Here is a 16495-nt window from a genome sequence, read left to right on the forward strand (position 1 = left end):
CTTATTGCGTTTATGAGACGCTAACATCACAGTGCCGATCATGGATGCATCCTACACAAGACGCCTGCTCTATCCGCCGATCCGTCCCAACCAGACCTATCGCCTGAACGTTGGTGACGGACATGAAATCTACGTCGAGGAATGCGGCCGTCCGGACGGAATTCCGGTCATCACTCTGCACGGCGGCCCCGGCGGCGGAAGCTCGCCGGCGCTGCGGCGTTTCTTCGACCCGCGACGCTATCGCATCATCCTGTTCGACCAGCGGGGCTGTGGTCAGTCGACGCCGCACGGCGCGCTGGACGCGAACACGACGCAGCATCTCATCGACGATATCGAGCGCATTCGCGAACAATTACGTGTCGACAAGGCCTTGATTTTCGGGGGTTCCTGGGGCGCAACACTGGCGCTGGCCTATGCCCGCGCGCATCCCGACCGCTGCCTCGGTCTCATCCTGCGTGGGGTGTTCACCTGTACCCAGGCCGAGCTGGACTGGTTCTACAAACAGGGTGCGAACATGCTTTTCCCGGACGCCTGGGAGCGTCTCGTGGGACCGCTCGCGGCGGAGGAAAGAGGGGATATAATCCGGGCCTATTACGAGCGGCTGGCGGAGCCGGACATCGTCCGCCGGCGCCCCGACGCCCTCGCCTGGGCCCGCTGGGAGAGCGCACTGATCTCGATGACGGGAGACCCGTCAGCCCCCCTCGCCGACCCCGTCAGGGCCGATGCGCTGGCGCGTCTGGAAAGTCATTATTTTATTAACAGAGGCTTTCTGGAGCGCGATGGAGAGCTGATCGAGGATTCACACCGCTTCAACCATCTGCCCGGTGTGATCGTCCAGGGCCGTTATGACGTGGTGACTCCGCCCCGGACGGCATGGAGCCTCGCCCGGGCATGGCCGCGAGCGAGGCTCCAGATAATCGGCGATGCCGGCCATGCGGCCGGCGAGCCGGGCATCGTCGACGGGCTCGTGCGCGCCACCGATGCCTTTGCCGATCAGTTCGGCTAGCTCAGACCCAGCATCCCGTTCAGGGTGCCGCCGAAGAAGCGGGCATCCAGACCGAGCACCAGGATGGCGCCGATCGCGATCGGAACCACATAGCGCACCGCGAAGTGGAAGAAGGCGAACAGCTTCGGATTGGTGTGCGACAGCTCTTCGCGCAGCAGGGATTTGGGAATGACCCAACCGGTGAAGGCCGCGACCAGGAAACCGCCCAACGGCAGCAGGATTTCGCCGGAAAGCACATCGACGAACCCACCTGCGAAGCTCGACGAATAAACAGCCCCTGCGCCGATCATGAAGGCGAAGCCGCCCAGTATCCACGCGGCCATCGGACGCGAGAAGTCGGAGTGCTCGTCAATGAAGGCCACGGTGGCTTCCAGAAGCGAGATCGACGAGGTCACCGCCGCGATGAAGGCGAGGCCGAAGAAGGCACCACCGATCAGATTGCCCGCCGGCATGTCGGCGAAGACAGCCGGAAGCGCTTCGAAGATCAGGCCAAGACCGGCGGCCGGATCGATACCGACCATGAACACGATCGGGAAGATCATGAGTCCGGCGATGATGGCGACCACCGTGTCTGCAGACGCGATGGTCACGGCGGAGGAGCCGATATTCGTGTCGCGCGACAGGTAGGAGCCGTAGGTGATCATGATGGCCGAGGCGACCGAGACCGAGAAGAAGGCCTGGCCGAGCGCGGAGACGAAGGTGGCGCCGTTCACCGCGGAGAAGTCCGGCGTGAACAGATAGGCGATCGCGTCGCCGGCGGATCCGTTCGCCAGGGAATAGCCGGTCAGGCCGAGCAGGACGATGAAGAAGACCGGCATGAGCAGGGTCGCAACCCGTTCGATACCACCCTTGAGCCCCTGGGCGACGATGAGGATGGTGATGCCCATGAAGATGGCGTGCCAGATCATCTGTGAGCCATAGCCCTCATAGAACATGGACGCCCCGCCCTCCTGAGCGAAACCGCCCATGAAGCCGGCGGCGGAATAGGCCATGATCTGGCCGGCGATCACCGAATAGGTCGTCAGGACGAGAAAGCCGGCGGCGGTACATACCCAGCCGACCACGGACCATTTGCCGGACTTGCCGGCATCGATGGCCATCTTGCGGGTCGAGGACACGGCGGACATCTGCGCGTGACGGCCGATGGCGATCTCGGCCATCAGGACCGGCAGGGCGAAGAGGATCACACAGCCGATATAGATCAGCACGAAGGCCGAACCGCCGTTCTGGCCCGTCATGAACGGGAAGCGCCAGAGATTGCCGAGACCGACGGCGGAACCGACCGCTGCCATGATGAATGCAAATCGCGATGACCAGTGCGCGTGCGAAGCCGTGGGCGTAGACGCCATGAAACTCTCCCCTCACAAGGCGCGATTGGCCGCGCCGGTATTGTGTAAATTTGTCGCGCACACTTCCCCAAGCGCACGGCTTGGTCAAGTTGGTTGCGTCAGCGATGCGGAGCGATTTCAGCCGAAAAGGCCGGTTCCGCGCGGCGGTTCCGCGTTGCGGTGGATGTGGGCGCCGAGGATGAGGCCGAAGCCCGCAAGGACGGCCAGCATGACCGTACCGCCATAGGAGATCAGCGGCAGCGGCACGCCGACGACCGGGAGCGTTCCCATCACCATGCCCACATTGATGATTACATAGAGGGCAAAGGTGGTCGCCACGCCCATGCAGACCAGACGCAGGAAGGTGGATTTGCAGCTCGCCGCGATGGCGACCGTATTGGCCAGGACGAGCGCATAAATCGCCAGCACGACGATGCCGCCGACAAAGCCGAACTCCTCGCCCAGGATCGTGAAGATGAAGTCGGTCTGCTTCTCCGGCAGATAGTCGAGCTGGGACTGGGTGCCTTCCATGAAACCCTTGCCGGTAAAACCGCCCGACCCCAGCGCGATCTTCGACTGGAGGATCTGGTAGCCCGCCCCTAGAGGGTCCGCGTCCGGATTGAACATCGTCATGATCCGTTCGCGCTGATAATCGTGCAGGAAGTTGAAATAGAACACGATCCCGCCGACCAGACCGGCCGCACCCGCGATCGAGATCACCCACCAGCTGAGCCCGGCGAGGAAGACCACCGCCGCCCCAGTCGCCACGAGAAGCAGCGTCGTGCCCAGGTCGGGCTGGTTCGCGATCAGGGCCGCCGGCATGCCGATCAGGGCCGCAGGAACGATCAGCCCGCTCAGCGTCGAGACCTTCTCCATCGGCAGGTCATGGTAGAACCGCGCCAACGCAAGAACGACAGCGATTTTCATGATTTCCGAGGGCTGGATGCGGATAGGCCCGATATCGAGCCAGCGCTGCGAGCCGTTGATGGTAACACCCGCGACCTCGACCCCGACCAGCAGGATCAGGGCAAGGAGATAGACCGGATAGGCGACGCCCATCCAGAAGCGTGGCGGGAAGAGCGCGATTACGGCCATGCCGCCGAAACCGACGGCGAAGCGGATCGCGTGTTTGGTCGCCCAGGGGTCCCAGCTGCCGCCGGCCACGGAATAGAGCATGCCGATACCCGCTGCGCCGAGCAGAATGAGAAGCAGGACCAGGGTCCAGTTCAGCTCCATCAGCTTGCCGGTCAGGTCGCGCGGGACGCTCTCTCGGAAGACGGCCATCAGGCGCCTCCCCGGTCCGGATCGCGGACTTCGGCGAAGACGCCGGGCCGGCTGGACGGGTCGCGGGCGATAACACGGCGCAGGATATCCCGCGCCGGACGCGTCGCCGCACTCGATCCGCCGCCATGCTCGACCACGACGACACAGGCATATTTCGGATTGTCGGCCGGTGCGTAGCACATGAATAGACCATGATCGCGCAGACGCCAGGGCAGGTCTTCCTGGTCGCGCACGCCAGCGGCACGCTCTTCCGCGGTGATGGAATAGACCTGCGCCGTACCGGTCTTGCCGGCCATCTCGATCCCTTCGATGCCAAGACCGCCCAGCGAATAGGAGGTCCCGCCCGGCTCATGCACAACGGCGCGCAAGCCCTCTCGCACACGCTGGAGGACACCGTCGCCGAGCGTGATGCGCTCGGCCGGCGGCGCCATGGCATTACGGTAGAGCGAGGGCGACACCGCCCGCCCGGAGGCTACGCGCGCCGTCATCACGGCAAGCTGGAGCGGCGACATCAGGACATAGCCCTGTCCGATGCCTGTATTGTAACTGTCGCCGGTCGACCAGCCCTGGTTATAGCGCGCCCGCTTCCAGGCCGGGCTAGGCATATTGCCCCGCCGGACGCCGGAAATGCCGATCTCGAATTCCTGGCCGACCCCGAACTGGACCGCCATCTCGTAGAGACGGTCGATGCCGAGACGTTCCGCCATCTGGTAGAAGAAGATGTCGCAGGACGTCTTCACGGCCTCGTGGAGATTGACCGGGCCGTGCCCCCGGCGACGCCAGCAGTGGAATTCGCGATTTCCCAGCTGAACGGACCCGTTGCAGCGAATGGTCTCGCCCGGATCGACCAGCCCGTGCTCCAGCGCCGCAGCCGCAACCACTGCCTTGAAGGTCGAGCCGGGCGGATATGTGCCCTGGATCGCCTTGTGGAAGAGCGGGTTGTGATCATTGTCGCGCAGCGCGCCGTAATCCTCCGACGAGATACCGCCGACGAAAAGATTGGGATCGAAGCTCGGCGTGGAGACCAGTGAGATCAGCTCGCCCGTATTGACATCGATCACGACGGCCGAAGCACTCTCCTCGCCCAGCCGCTCATTGGCATAGCGCTGGATGTCCGCATCGAGGGTCAGGACCACGTCCTGTCCCGGCTGCGGCTCGGTGGATTGTTCCGGCAGTTCGCGGATCACGCGGCCGCGCGCATTGACCTCGGTCTTGAGAGCGCCCGCCGCACCGCGCAGATCATGCTCGCGCGCGATCTCGACGCCAGTCTTGCCGACCCGGAAGCCCGGATGCCGAAGTAGCCGTTCCGCCTCGCGATTGTCATTGGCGATATCGTCCTCGTTCGGCGGCTGCACATAGCCGACGACGTGAGCGAAGGAGAAGCCGTAGGGATAGTTCCGCACCTCCCCGACGTCCGGCGTGATACCGGCCAGGTCGGGGGCATTGAGATTGATCGCGGAAAAGGTCTGCCAGTCGAGGTCATCCGCGACGGTGATAGCGCGGAAGCGCGGCTGTCGCGCGGCGGCGCGTAGCACGCGTTCGCGTTCGCGCTCGGTCAGCGGCATGAAGCGCGCCAGCCGGTCGAGGGCCGCTTCGACATCTCCGGCCTGTTCCGGAACGACGAGCACGCGGTAACTGTCGCGATTATCCGCCACGGGAACGCCGAACCGGTCGAGAATTCGCCCGCGCGAAGGCGGCAGGAGGCGATAGTTGAACTGGTTGTCCTCGGACAGGAGCCGGTAACGCTCGGCCTCGAGAACCTGCAGCGAATAGAGCCGCGCACTCAGTCCCAGGAAGGCAAGCCCGCCCGCGCCCGCCATCAGCAGCGCGCGGCGCGTAAACTTGAGATCCTGTTCCTGACGGTCAGCGCGCATCGTGTCCTGCCATTACCCTCCGATAAAGCCCGTGCGGCTGGACCGGCGACGGCGCAGCACGAGATAGGCCAGCAAGGGGAACATGAGGATGGTCGCCACGATCTCGGTGAGCAGCGGGCGGATATCCGCCATCTGCTCGAGCGCGAAACTGCCTGCTGCGAATGCGATGGCATGGGCCAGGAGCAGCGTTCCGGCAAAGCGCAGGAAGATAGGCGGAAGGTCGCGCGGCATCCCGTCCTCGCCGCGGAATCGGAAGACCGCGATCGAGACGAGATAGGACAGCGCCCAGACGCCCATCGGCGCGCCGGTCAGAAGGTCCTGGGTCAGACCGATCGCGAAGACGGCGATCGGCGGCATGAATTGCGGACGAAGTCCGGACCAGAGGAATATCGCGATCAACGGCCAGGTCGGCATGATTGTGACGCTGTCGAGCAAACGCGTCGGCGCCGCCTGAACGAGCAGGGCCAGCAGGACCGACAGCACGCATCCGGCTGCCGCCCAATAGGGTTCGCTCCTGTCTGTCGGCTTCCTCATTCCGTGTCCTCCGGCGCATCGGTCGCAGGCACATCGGTGGCATCGCCGGTTTCAGTCTGCCTGGCGTCAGCCTGCTCCGCGCCACCCTGCGGCGTCCCGTCGACATCCGCGACCGCCGGCCCGAGCGCATCCGGATCGACCAGTTCCGCCTCGCTGGTATCAACTTCCTCGTCCGGCGGCGTGATCCGGTGATAGGGCCAGACCCAGACGAAATCGATCGGCGCCTGATCGGAATAGAGGCGGACGCGCCAGCCGCCCTCGCGGGTCGGAATCGCCTCCCCGACCGGCAGGCCGCGCGGCAGGATGCCGTCATCGCCGGAACTCACGATCCGGTCGCCTTCCTGGATGTCGGGCGCGCGGCCGACATATTCAAGACGCGGATAGGGCGAATTATCCCCGATCAGGATGGCCCGCGCATTCGACCTGTCGGCCATGACCGGCACGCGGCTGTTGAGATCGGTGAGAAGCAGAACCCGCGCCGAACGGCGCCCGGTCTCATACACTCGCCCGACGAGACCGTAGAGATTGATGACGGGATAGCCATCCTCGATCCCGGCCTCCGAGCCGCGGCCGATCAGGCGGGCGCGCACGAAGGGGCCGCGCGGGTCGGCAACGGTCCAGGCTCCGATCCGGTCCTGTACGGCCTCACCCTCGACATCGAGCGCGTCCTCATAGATCTCGATCCGGTCGCGCTGGCGGTAGGCGAGGTCTTCCCAGTAGCGCGCCTCGATGAGCTGCTGGCGTAGCTGGGCATTTTCCTCGGCCAGTTCGCCCTGGAGACGGAAATAGGGACCGATCCCCTTCACCACGCGCAGAGGCTGGGCAGCGAGATCGAGCAGCGGTGCGGCGATGTCGGTAAAGCCGGCCCGGAAACTTTCGAAAGCGCCCGACCGCGAATTGGGCCGGTCGAAGGCGATCAGGGCGCCGGAGACGACGAGTAGGGCGATGAAGAGCGTCCGCGAGAACCGGACACCCTGATCACCATCATGTCGTGTGGAGCGTCGAGACGCCAACGCAGCACTCCTTCTCTCCCGCCAGCCTTTATACTACACGGCTTCGGAGAGGATGGGCCGCCAGATACGCAAATCTTCCACAGCCTTGCCGCACCCCAGGACGACGCAGGACAGGGCCTCGTCGGCGAGGCTCACAGGCAGGCCGGTCCGCTCGCGCAACTCGGTGTCGAGATTGCGCAACAGTGCACCGCCACCCGTCAGCACGATGCCCTTGTCGACGATGTCCGCAGCCAGTTCCGGCGGCGTCGCCTCGAGGGCCTGCTTGACCGCTTCGACAATCTGCTCGACCGGCTCGGACAGCGAATCCGCGATCATGGCTTCGGTGACCGCGATCTCGCGCGGCACGCCGTTCATGAGGTCGCGGCCCTTGATGTCGAGCGAAAGCCCTTCGCCTTTCACCGGCGGCATGGCCGACCCGATTTCCTTCTTGATCCGCTCGGCCGAGGTCTCGCCGATCAGGAGGTTCGCCGAGCGGCGGATATAGTTGATGATGGCTTCGTCCATCTTGTCGCCCCCGACGCGCACGGAGCGCGAATAGACGATGCCGGAAAGCGACATAACGGCGACCTCGGTCGTACCGCCGCCGATATCGACGATCATGGAACCGGTCGGCTCGTCGATCGGGAGGCCGGCGCCGACCGCGGCAGCCATCGGCTCGTCGATCAGATAGACCTTGCGCGCGCCCGCACCGAGGGCAGATTCGTGAATCGCACGGCGTTCGACGGCCGTTGCACCCGAAGGTACGCAGATCACGACCTGGGGCGAGACCATGGCACGGCGGTTGTGCACTTTCTGGATGAAGTGCTTGATCATTTCCTCGGCGACGTCGAAGTCGGCGATCACGCCATCGCGCATCGGCCGGATGGCTTCGACATTGCCCGGCGTCTTGCCGAGCATGAGTTTCGCTTCAGCACCAACGGCTTGGACCTGCTTGCGTCCCTTGTCGACCTTGTAGGCGACAACGGACGGCTCGTTGAGCACCACGCCACGCCCCTTCACATAAACGAGCGTGTTGGCAGTACCGAGGTCGATCGCGATATCCGCGGAGAGCAAACCGAAAAGGCTGTTGAGCATAGCGTGTAAAATTCACAAGGTGTGGCGGCAAAGCCGCGGTGCAACTATTTTTCTTGTGCGATGCTCCGCGATGGATTGCAAGGGGTGCATCCGCAAAGCCGCACATAAATAATCAGGCGTTAAAAGGCCTTTTCGGGGCAGGATCAGTTTTTATCGATCTCGGCAGCAGCAGTTTCCACACCATCCTCGCCGCCATCTTCCACCGGCCGGTTCCGGCGCAGCCAGCGCCGCGCCAGCAACATGACGCCGATCCAGACGACCACGGCTACCGCCAGCGCCACTCCGAGCAGAAGCTTTCCTTCCGACAGCATCGCCAGAATGCTTTGCCCCGCGAGCCCGACGACAAAAATTTTCGGCCCGGTGCCCATCGCCGTTCCCAGCGCGAACGCCCAATAAGGCGTGCGCGCGACGCCGAAGCCCATATTCACGACGATGAAGGGCCCGGACGGCACCCATCGCACCAGCATGCTGGCCAGCAGGCCGTTGCGGCCGATGAAGTCGGATATCCGGTTCGCCCAGTCGCCGCCATAACGTTTGAGGATATCGGCACCAAAATACCGCCCCAGCACGTAATTCACGCTCGCCGCACTCAAGGTCGCAATCCATGCATAGACAAAGCCGGTGCGCGGACCGAAAGCGACGATCGCGGCAGCCATCAGGCCGAATTGCGGAGCGCCCAGAAACGACAGGGCGATGAAGACGAGAATGGTCAGCGGCAGGGCATACCATTGCGATGCGGCCGTCTCGAACCAGCTGCCGGCTGCGCCAGGCTCTATGTCGAGCACGAAGCGGCCCAGCACGAAGACCAGGGCCACGACTGCGAAAAGGGCAACGGACACGCCGACCGCACGGGCCGCCCGCGCGTCCATCCGCATGATGAAATTGAAAAAGCCGTTCATTCCGTCCACGACCCTGCCTGGCCCTTGCGCCTAACTAAGCACGGTTCGGGCCAGGAGCAATCCGCTTCAGCTCTCGGTGGGATAGTCCGCGGTCGTATCTTCTGCCTCGCCGGACGCGATCGCCGACAGCTTGGCGCGCTGGATGGCGAGAATACCGAGCTGCTCGTCGAGCACTTTGAGAATTTCGCGCGCCTCGTCCTGATCGACCCGTCCCGGGGAGCGCTCGGTTTCGCTGAGCGATTCCATGAGCGCGCCGATATTGCGGGCATTCGACCGGCTCGCCTCTCCGGCCAGAGCCAGCCAGCCGGCTTCCTCCGCCTTGTCGATCGGCAGGAAGACACCGCCGGCAAGCGCCGCCAGATGCTGCGCCGCCGCCGTCGCACCGGTCTCCGTCAGCTTGGCAACACGGGTGTAGGAGATCTCATTGGTCGAGTCCGGGTCGGCCAGGGCGTAGACACGCGTCCGGCTGAGCTCGAGCAGTTCCATGACCTGCGGGATACCGCCCACTTCCTCGAAGAGCCGCGCCACAACCTCTTTCGGTTCGCCGTATCGCCGCACTTTTACCGGATTGAAAGCCATCCCTCGCCCCCGCCATGAACAAATCAGATCAGTTGGATACAGATGTATCCGCTTATTGGCTATTTCGTGGCACCGTATATGCGGGCCCGAAGTTCAGCGCCAGCCGCCTCGATCGGCAAGGCCCGGTCCTGCGCGCGGTCCGCCTGCATGGCGTCGCCCGCTTCATGGGTTTCTACCCATTGCCGCGCAAAATCTCCATTCTCGATGCGAGCCATGGCCTCATCGAAGACGGCCCGCAATTCCGGACCGGCGATCTTGTCCTCGATCAGCCGCGCGCCGAACTCCGCCGTGTCGGAAATGGCCTCATACATGCCGGCGATACCGCGCGCCTGGATCAGGTCGGCGAGATATTTGATCTCGTGGACGCAGTCGATATAGGCCATGCGCGGCGAAACACCGGCCGCGACCAGGCGTTCGAAACTCGCCTTGGCCAGCGCCACCATTCCCCCGACCAGGACGACCTGTTCGCCGAACAGGTCGGAGACCGTCTCTTCACGGAAGCTGGTCGGGAATATGCCGACATTGCCCGAACCGATGCCGGCCAGATAGGCCAGGGCCAGATCGCGCGCCTGACCGCTCGCATCCTGGTGCACGGCCCAGAAGCCGATCAGCCCGCCCCCTTTTTCGAACTCCTGACGCACCGCACCGCCGGGCCCCTTGGCCGCCGCGAGAACGATATCTGCATCCGCGGGCGGTTCGATCAGGCCGTAATGGATGGAAAAGCCGTGGCAGAGGATCAGTGCCTGGCCCGGCTTCCGGTTGGGCAGGATCGCTTCGTTCCAGATCTGCCGGTGCGCTTCATCTGCCGCCAGCAGCGAGATGGCGTCAGCCCAGCCGGCCGCTTCCGCCACCGTCACCACCTCGAAACCGTCCGCCTCGGCCTTGGCTCGCGAGGGCGAGCCTTTGCGCAGGGCGATACGGATGTTCCCGGCGCCGCTGTCGCGCAGGCACAGCGCGTGCGAGCGCCCGTGATTGCCGTATCCGACGATGGCGAGCTTCAGCTCGCGGATCGGGGCGATGTCGATATCTTTCGTGTAGAGCGGCTCAGTCATCCTCGGGGGCGCTTTGCGAATCGGCTTCGGTGTCGGGAGGCCGATAGGACGGGTCATTGCTGCCCATGTCCAGCAGGCCGCGCCAGACGCCGTTCGCGTCGCGCCGCCAGACCGTGACATAGGTCCCGCGAGCGGCAGCGGCGGTCGACCGGTTCCCGTCCGGATGAAGCTCCCACTTCCCCCAGGTTACGCCGAAATCATCGCCGTCCGAGACGAAACCTTCCTGCGGTTCCCAATGGAGCAAGGTCTCCGGCGGGGTCGCGGCGAAGTATTCGCGGATCGCCGCCTCACCGACGACCGTATCCCCGCCGCCGCGCACCATGCGGCCGTCGACGGCATCCATGTATTCGGTGAAGGCGGTCTGCACGCCCGCTTCAGCCGCCCGCGCCGCGAAATCGCGGTCGGCCTGCATGATCCCCTCTACGCCCGACGCCGTCTGCGCCGTCGCCGGCCCCGCCGCAAGCGCGACCACCATGACGACGCCTGCCGTCCGCATTCCCTCAATCCAGCCCATTCCAGTCTCCCTCCCTCAGAATGTCGGCCAGCTGCACGCTCGCGGCAGCCGGATCGCAGGACCGTATGCGCGGCCATGTGGCTGTCTGATTACGGAACCATGTCATCTGGCGCTTGGCATAGCGGCGACTGTCCTGCTTGGCCTGCACGACCGCCGCGTCGAGCGGCATGTCGCCGTCTATCGCGGCAATGAGCGGCGGCACGCCGAGCGCCTTCATGGCGGGCAGGTCGGGCGAAAGCCCGCGTGCCGCGAAATCGCGAACCTCATCCAGCGCGCCGGCTTCCATCATCCGGTCGAAACGCAGCTCGATACGGCGGTAGAGCTCATCGCGGTCGGGTTCGATGACGACGCCTTGCCACTCGGTTTCAGCCAGAAGGGGACGGGTCTCCGCCTGGAATTCCGACAGGGGCCGCCCGGTCTCGTATCCGACCTCGACAATGCGTAACAGTCGCTGCCGGTCGGCATCTGCCACCCGCGCCGCCGCGACCGGGTCCAGCCGGTCCGCCTCGGCCCGCAGCGCTGTGAGGCCGCCTTCCTCAAGCAGATCGGCCGCCCTCGCCCGGGACGTCGCTCCGATTTCCGGCACGAAGGCGAGCCCCCTGACGAGAGCCGAGAAGTAGAGACCCGTGCCGCCGACGAGTATCGGGACCCGGCCGCGCGACCGGATGTCCGCGATGCATCCCAGCGCCGCTTCGCTCCACATGCCGACCGAAAAGCGCTCGGACGGGTCGACAGTGCCGAAGAGATGATGCGGTGCCTGTGCGACTTCCTCCGGCGACGGGCGCGCCGTGATCAGCGACAGGCCCGCATATATCTGCATGGAGTCGGCATTGACGATCTCGCCGTCGAGACGGCGGGCGGCTTCAAGCGCAAGTGCTGTCTTGCCCGACGCCGTGGGCCCGGCGATCAGGAGGCAACGCGTCACGGCCGGATCGATTGCAGAACGTATTGTCCGCCGCGATTGAGCTGGACACGGATCGGGCCGTCATCCTGCCCCGCGAGAATCTCGCGGATGTCTTCGACGCTGGAGACGCGGACGAATTCCACCTCCTCGATCACGTCGCCGGGGCGGACCTTGCCGGCTGCATCGGAGGAGGGATCCACCTCCGTCACCAGCACACCCTCGGCATCCGGATGGACCCGGTAGCGGCGGCGGGACGGTGTATCCAGCACGGCCAGAGTCATGCCCATGACCACATTCCCGGCCTCGGGGACCGGATCGATCACGCTTTCTGCCGGTCCCGTCGCGGCTTCGCCGGATTCCTCGGAGAGTTCGCCGACCGTGACCTGCAGAGTCATCTGACGGTCGCGGCGGATGATGTCGACGGGAACGGTGCGGCCGATCTCGGTCTCCGCCACCATGCGCGAGAAATTTCGGCTGTCGCGGACGCGCCGGCCGTCGAAACCGAGCACGAGATCGCCGACGCGCAGCTCGCCCTCATCGGCCGGGCCATCCGGTTCGACGCGGGAAATGATGGCACCATAGGGCGTATCGAGTTCGAAACTCTCCGCCAGTTCCGGCGTGACCAGCTGCACGCTTACGCCCAGCCAGCCGCGGCGCGTCTCGCCGAACTCGATCAGCTGGTCGACCACGCGGGTCGCGATATTGGACGGAATGGAGAGCGAGATACCGACGCTGGCCCCGGTCGGCGAGAGGATGAGCGTGTTAACGCCGACCACATCGCCACTCATATTGAAGAGCGGGCCGCCGGAATTGCCCGTATTGATGGCCACGTCGGTCTGGATGTAGTCGTCGTAACGGCCTCCGGCCTCCCGGCCGCGCGCCGAGACGACGCCGGCGGTCAGGGTGCCGCCAAGACCGAACGGGTTGCCGATCGCGATCACCCAGTCGCCGACGCGCGCATCGTCGCTGTCGCCGAACTCGACATAGGGCATGGGCTCGCTGACCTGCATGCGCAGGACGGCGAGATCGGTCACCGGGTCGATGCCGACGATTTCCGCCGGGAAGACGCGTCCATCCGGCAAGGAGACTTCGACCTCGTCCGCGCCGTCGATGACGTGATTATTGGTCACGACCAGGCCGGACGGATCGACGATGAAGCCGGACCCGAGCGAATTCGCGATGCGCGGCGCATTGCCGAAAATGTCGTTGAAGCGTTCGAGCGGAGAACCTTCCGGGAAGTCCGGCAGGCCGTCGCCGCTGTCCAGGCGCTGGGCCGCCGAAATATTGACCACGGCCGGCGAGAGCCGCTCGGCCAGTTCGGCAAAACCGTCGGGCGCCGGATGGGCGAGCGCTGCTGGTGCGAGACCAGCCGGAACCGGCGCGGCCGGAGCCGCCACCGCAAGAAGGATCAGAAAAAGAAAACGCCGCATCGCTACCCGCCGGTCGGAAGTCGTCAAACGCAAGTGGTTAATGTGAATACATCCAGCCGCGCCTGCGCCGCAACCGCAGTAACAGGATGGTGCACCCTGAAATCTGCGTCAAAACAAGCCCGAATTCCTATCCGCTCAGAACCAGCCAGGCGATCAGAACACCAGCACTGAGCGCAAAAAGCCCGGCCAGCCTTAGCTGGTCCGGGCTCAATTGCGATATCTGGCGAAGGAAATCCTGCATCTTTACCGGGGCAAGGGCGTAGGCTGCACCTTCCAGTGCGAGCGCCACACCCAGCCCGGCGATGAGGATGGTCCACACTATTCGCCGGCTTCGCTGCGGAAATAGCGGAAGAATTCCGAATCCGGCGGGATCACGATCGGCGTCCCGTCCGGAACCGCCAGTTCGTAGGCCAGCATGGAACGGTAGAAGGCGAAGAATTCCGGATCGCGATTATAGGCCAGGGCGTAGATCTCGTTCCGCCGGGCATCGCCTTCACCGCGAATACGTTCGGATTCGGCGCGGGCCTCGGCCTCGATGATGCGAGCCTGGCGATCCGCATTGGCGCGGATTTCCGTGGCACGTTGCTCACCTTCGGCGCGAATGCGGGCCGCTTCCTGTTCACGCTCGGAGCGCATGCGCTGGAAGACATTGTCCGCGATCTGCGGCGGCAAATCGGCGCGCAGGATGCGCACGTCGATCACCTCGATGCCGAAGCTGCCGGTACGGACCTGTGCTTCCACGGCTGCCTGCACCCGGTTCATCAGATTGGCACGCTGGCCGGAGATGACGTCGGAAGACGGGATGGAAGCGATCACGCCGCGCAGACTGTCATCCATGATCTGTTCAAGGCGGACACGGGCGCCGCGCTCGTCACGGAAGGTCTGGTAGAAGCGCAGCGGCTCCGTAATCCGGTAGCGCAGGAAGGCATCCACGATCAGGCGTTCCTGGTCGGAGGCGAGGATTTCCTCGGCATCCAGGTCCAGTTCGAGATTACGCTTGTCGAAGATCAGCACGTCCATGATGAAGGGCGTCTTGAAGTGCAGGCCCGGATCGGGCTCTGCCACCTCGTTGACGGCATCGACCGGTTCGCCGAGACGCAGGATCAGGGCCTGCTGGGTTTCATTGACGGTGTAGACGCTCTGCAGCCCCACGAAGACCGCGGCCGCAAGAATGATGATTCCGAGTGTGCGGATCATTGGTTGTCTCCTTGCGTACGGTTGCGGCCCAGCTGGTCGAGCGGGAGGTAGGGCAAGGCCCCGGCCTCGCCGTCGAGAACGATGAGTTCGGAATTGCCGAGCACACGTTCCATGGTTTCCAGATACATCCGGCGGCGCGTCACGTCGGGCGCTTCCCGGTACTGGTCATAGATGGCCACGAAGCGGTCGGCCTGACCCTGTGCCTCGGCGATGACCGAGTCGCGATAGGCTTGGGCCTGCTGCGTCACCTGTGCGGCGGTACCACGCGCTTCCGGAATAACCCGGTTGGCGTGGGCGGTCGCGTTGAGCTGGGCCCGTTCGGCTTCCTGCTGAGCCACGTCGACGCCGCGGAAGGCGTCGATCACGCGCTCCGGCGGCTGTGCGTTCCGCAGGTTCACCTGAAGGATCTCGATCCCCGCCGAATAGTCGTTCAGTGTCTCCTGCAGGAGTTCGCGCGTCCGGCGGGATACCTCGGCGCGACCCTCGGTGATGATGAATTGCAGATCGGACGTGCCGACCACTTCACGCATGGCACTCTCGGCAACGGCGCTGACCGTGCCGCGCGGATCGCGGACATTGAAGAGATAGTCGCGGACACCGTCCGGATAGCCCAGATCGACCCGCCACTGCACGGCAAAGTCGATATCAACGATGTTCTCGTCGCGGGTCAGCATCTGGCCTTCGGAGCCCTCACCGATCGTCATTTCATTGGTCGTCGTGACCTCCGGCAACATGACCGTCTCGATCGGGCTGGGGAACTTGAAGCGCAAACCCGGCGTGGCCGTGCGATCGTACTCTCCGAAGCGCAGAACGACACCGGCCTGGTTCGCCCCGACCTGATACCAGCCGCCCGTATTCGGGATGATGAACCAGACGCCGATCAGGATCATGATGATCAGGCCGAATCCGAAAGCGCCGGCACCCTTGCCGCCGCCCTTTCCGCCACCGGAGCCGCCGCCGCCGAACATGCCGCGCATCTTGCGCTGCAGATCGCGGACGACCTCGTCGAGATCGGGGCCCTCATCGCCGCCGCCTCCCTGCGGCCGGCGGCCCCAGGGATTCTGTCCGTTGTTGTTTCCTCCGCCGGAGCCCCATGGGCCTCCGCCGCCACCACCCTGATTGTCGTTCCACGGCATGGGTCGCGTTTATCCTCTTGGTTGTTCGACGCCCTACATGAACGCATGCGCCGACCGGTTCAAGGGTAATCGGGCGGGACTCGGCAGACGGCGTGTCCCCCGTTACCTCCGGCAGTGAAGTTTCAGAGCTTGTGAAGCGCCCGGAAGACGAAGTCGTGCTCGTCCTTCTCGCCGGCCGGATAGGCCTCGCGTTCGACTTCGCGCCATTGCGCCTCGTCGAAAGCCGGGAAAACCGCCTCCCCTTCCGGTTCGGCATCGACCTCGGTGAGATAGAGCCGGTCGGCTAGGTGAATGGACGCGGAATAGATCTGCGCACCGCCAATGATGAACACTTCATCCACACGGTCCGCAATGGCCCGCGCGAAGGCAGCGTTCATGGCATCGGCGAGATCGGACACGACATATGCACCCTCGGCCTCATAGCCGGCCTGGCGCGTCATCACGATGTTGAGCCGCTGCGGCAGCGGGCGGCGCGGCAGGCTCTCCCAGGTCTTGCGGCCCATGATGACCGGTTTGCCCCGCGTCGTCGCCTTGAAGAGCTGGAGATCGGACGACAGCCGCCAGGGCAGATCGCCCTCTGCGCCGATAACATTGTTCCGGCCGCGGGCAGCGATCAGGCAGATTTTCGGAACGATGGTCTCGGTCATGATGAATGAAGTCCAGGCTTTCGC

Annotated in this window: 17 protein-coding genes; 1 reads left to right on the top strand and 16 read right to left on the bottom strand. The window is 64.6% G+C overall.

All coding sequences use genetic code 11. The annotated features are described in order from the left end of the window. Window positions 1-40 precede the first annotated feature (40 nt). The gene (gene pip / locus AC13HB_RS14350; RefSeq protein ID WP_482950462.1) at window positions 41-1006 is read left to right on the top strand and encodes a prolyl aminopeptidase; all 966 of its coding nucleotides are present in this window, start codon (window positions 41-43) and stop codon (window positions 1004-1006) included. Here pip and AC13HB_RS14355 read toward each other — a convergent pair. The 16 genes from AC13HB_RS14355 to AC13HB_RS14430 form a co-directional block, all read right to left on the bottom strand. Continuing rightward, entirely contained in the window at window positions 1003-2355 is a 1353-nt protein-coding gene (locus tag AC13HB_RS14355; RefSeq protein WP_482950463.1) for a sodium-dependent transporter, read from the bottom strand. The genes pip and AC13HB_RS14355 overlap by 4 nt on opposite strands. Before the next feature lie 117 nt (window positions 2356-2472). After that, window positions 2473-3618 (bottom strand): rod shape-determining protein RodA, encoded by a 1146-nt coding sequence (gene rodA, locus AC13HB_RS14360; RefSeq protein ID WP_482950464.1) that lies wholly within the window; start codon window positions 3616-3618, stop codon window positions 2473-2475. Next, the gene (mrdA, locus tag AC13HB_RS14365) at window positions 3618-5492 is read right to left on the bottom strand and encodes a penicillin-binding protein 2 (protein ID WP_482950465.1); all 1875 of its coding nucleotides are present in this window, start codon (window positions 5490-5492) and stop codon (window positions 3618-3620) included. The genes rodA and mrdA overlap by 1 nt, the downstream gene beginning before the upstream one ends. Window positions 5493-5504: 12 nt before the next feature. Next, window positions 5505-6026, bottom strand: a complete 522-nt coding sequence (gene mreD, locus AC13HB_RS14370; RefSeq protein WP_482950466.1) for a rod shape-determining protein MreD — start codon at window positions 6024-6026, stop codon at window positions 5505-5507. Next, window positions 6023-7039, bottom strand: coding sequence for a rod shape-determining protein MreC (gene mreC / locus AC13HB_RS14375; RefSeq protein ID WP_482950467.1), 1017 nt, complete (start codon window positions 7037-7039; stop codon window positions 6023-6025). Before mreC ends, mreD begins: the two co-directional genes overlap by 4 nt. 33 nt (window positions 7040-7072) lie before the next feature. Further along, window positions 7073-8113, bottom strand: coding sequence for a rod shape-determining protein (locus tag AC13HB_RS14380; protein WP_482950468.1), 1041 nt, complete (start codon window positions 8111-8113; stop codon window positions 7073-7075). 143 nt (window positions 8114-8256) lie between these two features. Further along, window positions 8257-9012, bottom strand: a complete 756-nt coding sequence (locus tag AC13HB_RS14385; protein ID WP_482950469.1) for a TVP38/TMEM64 family protein — start codon at window positions 9010-9012, stop codon at window positions 8257-8259. Between the two features lie 66 nt (window positions 9013-9078). Then, window positions 9079-9591, bottom strand: a complete 513-nt coding sequence (locus AC13HB_RS14390) for a hypothetical protein (protein WP_482950470.1) — start codon at window positions 9589-9591, stop codon at window positions 9079-9081. Window positions 9592-9650: 59 nt separating this feature from the next. Further along, complete coding sequence (ilvC, locus tag AC13HB_RS14395) at window positions 9651-10643, bottom strand: ketol-acid reductoisomerase (RefSeq protein ID WP_482950471.1); 993 nt, start codon at window positions 10641-10643, stop codon at window positions 9651-9653. After that, window positions 10636-11157 (bottom strand): YybH family protein, encoded by a 522-nt coding sequence (locus AC13HB_RS14400; protein ID WP_482950472.1) that lies wholly within the window; start codon window positions 11155-11157, stop codon window positions 10636-10638. The genes ilvC and AC13HB_RS14400 overlap by 8 nt, the downstream gene beginning before the upstream one ends. Continuing rightward, entirely contained in the window at window positions 11144-12082 is a 939-nt protein-coding gene (gene miaA, locus AC13HB_RS14405) for a tRNA (adenosine(37)-N6)-dimethylallyltransferase MiaA (protein WP_482950473.1), read from the bottom strand. Before miaA ends, AC13HB_RS14400 begins: the two co-directional genes overlap by 14 nt. Further along, window positions 12079-13491: a Do family serine endopeptidase gene (locus AC13HB_RS14410; RefSeq protein WP_482950474.1), complete on the bottom strand. Its 1413-nt coding sequence runs from the start codon at window positions 13489-13491 to the stop codon at window positions 12079-12081. The genes miaA and AC13HB_RS14410 overlap by 4 nt, the downstream gene beginning before the upstream one ends. A gap of 127 nt (window positions 13492-13618) precedes the next feature. Beyond that, window positions 13619-13810: a DUF2065 domain-containing protein gene (locus AC13HB_RS14415; RefSeq protein WP_482950475.1), complete on the bottom strand. Its 192-nt coding sequence runs from the start codon at window positions 13808-13810 to the stop codon at window positions 13619-13621. Beyond that, on the bottom strand, window positions 13810-14688 hold the full coding sequence (gene hflC, locus AC13HB_RS14420; protein WP_482950476.1) for a protease modulator HflC: 879 nt from the start codon (window positions 14686-14688) through the stop codon (window positions 13810-13812). The genes AC13HB_RS14415 and hflC overlap by 1 nt, the downstream gene beginning before the upstream one ends. Next, a complete protein-coding gene (hflK, locus tag AC13HB_RS14425; protein ID WP_482950477.1) occupies window positions 14685-15824 on the bottom strand; it encodes an FtsH protease activity modulator HflK in 1140 nt (379 codons plus the stop codon). Before hflK ends, hflC begins: the two co-directional genes overlap by 4 nt. A gap of 122 nt (window positions 15825-15946) precedes the next feature. Continuing rightward, the gene (locus AC13HB_RS14430) at window positions 15947-16471 is read right to left on the bottom strand and encodes a dihydrofolate reductase (RefSeq protein WP_482950478.1); all 525 of its coding nucleotides are present in this window, start codon (window positions 16469-16471) and stop codon (window positions 15947-15949) included. Window positions 16472-16495 lie beyond the last annotated feature (24 nt).

This window comes from Maricaulis sp. B-26 (genome assembly GCF_056857855.1).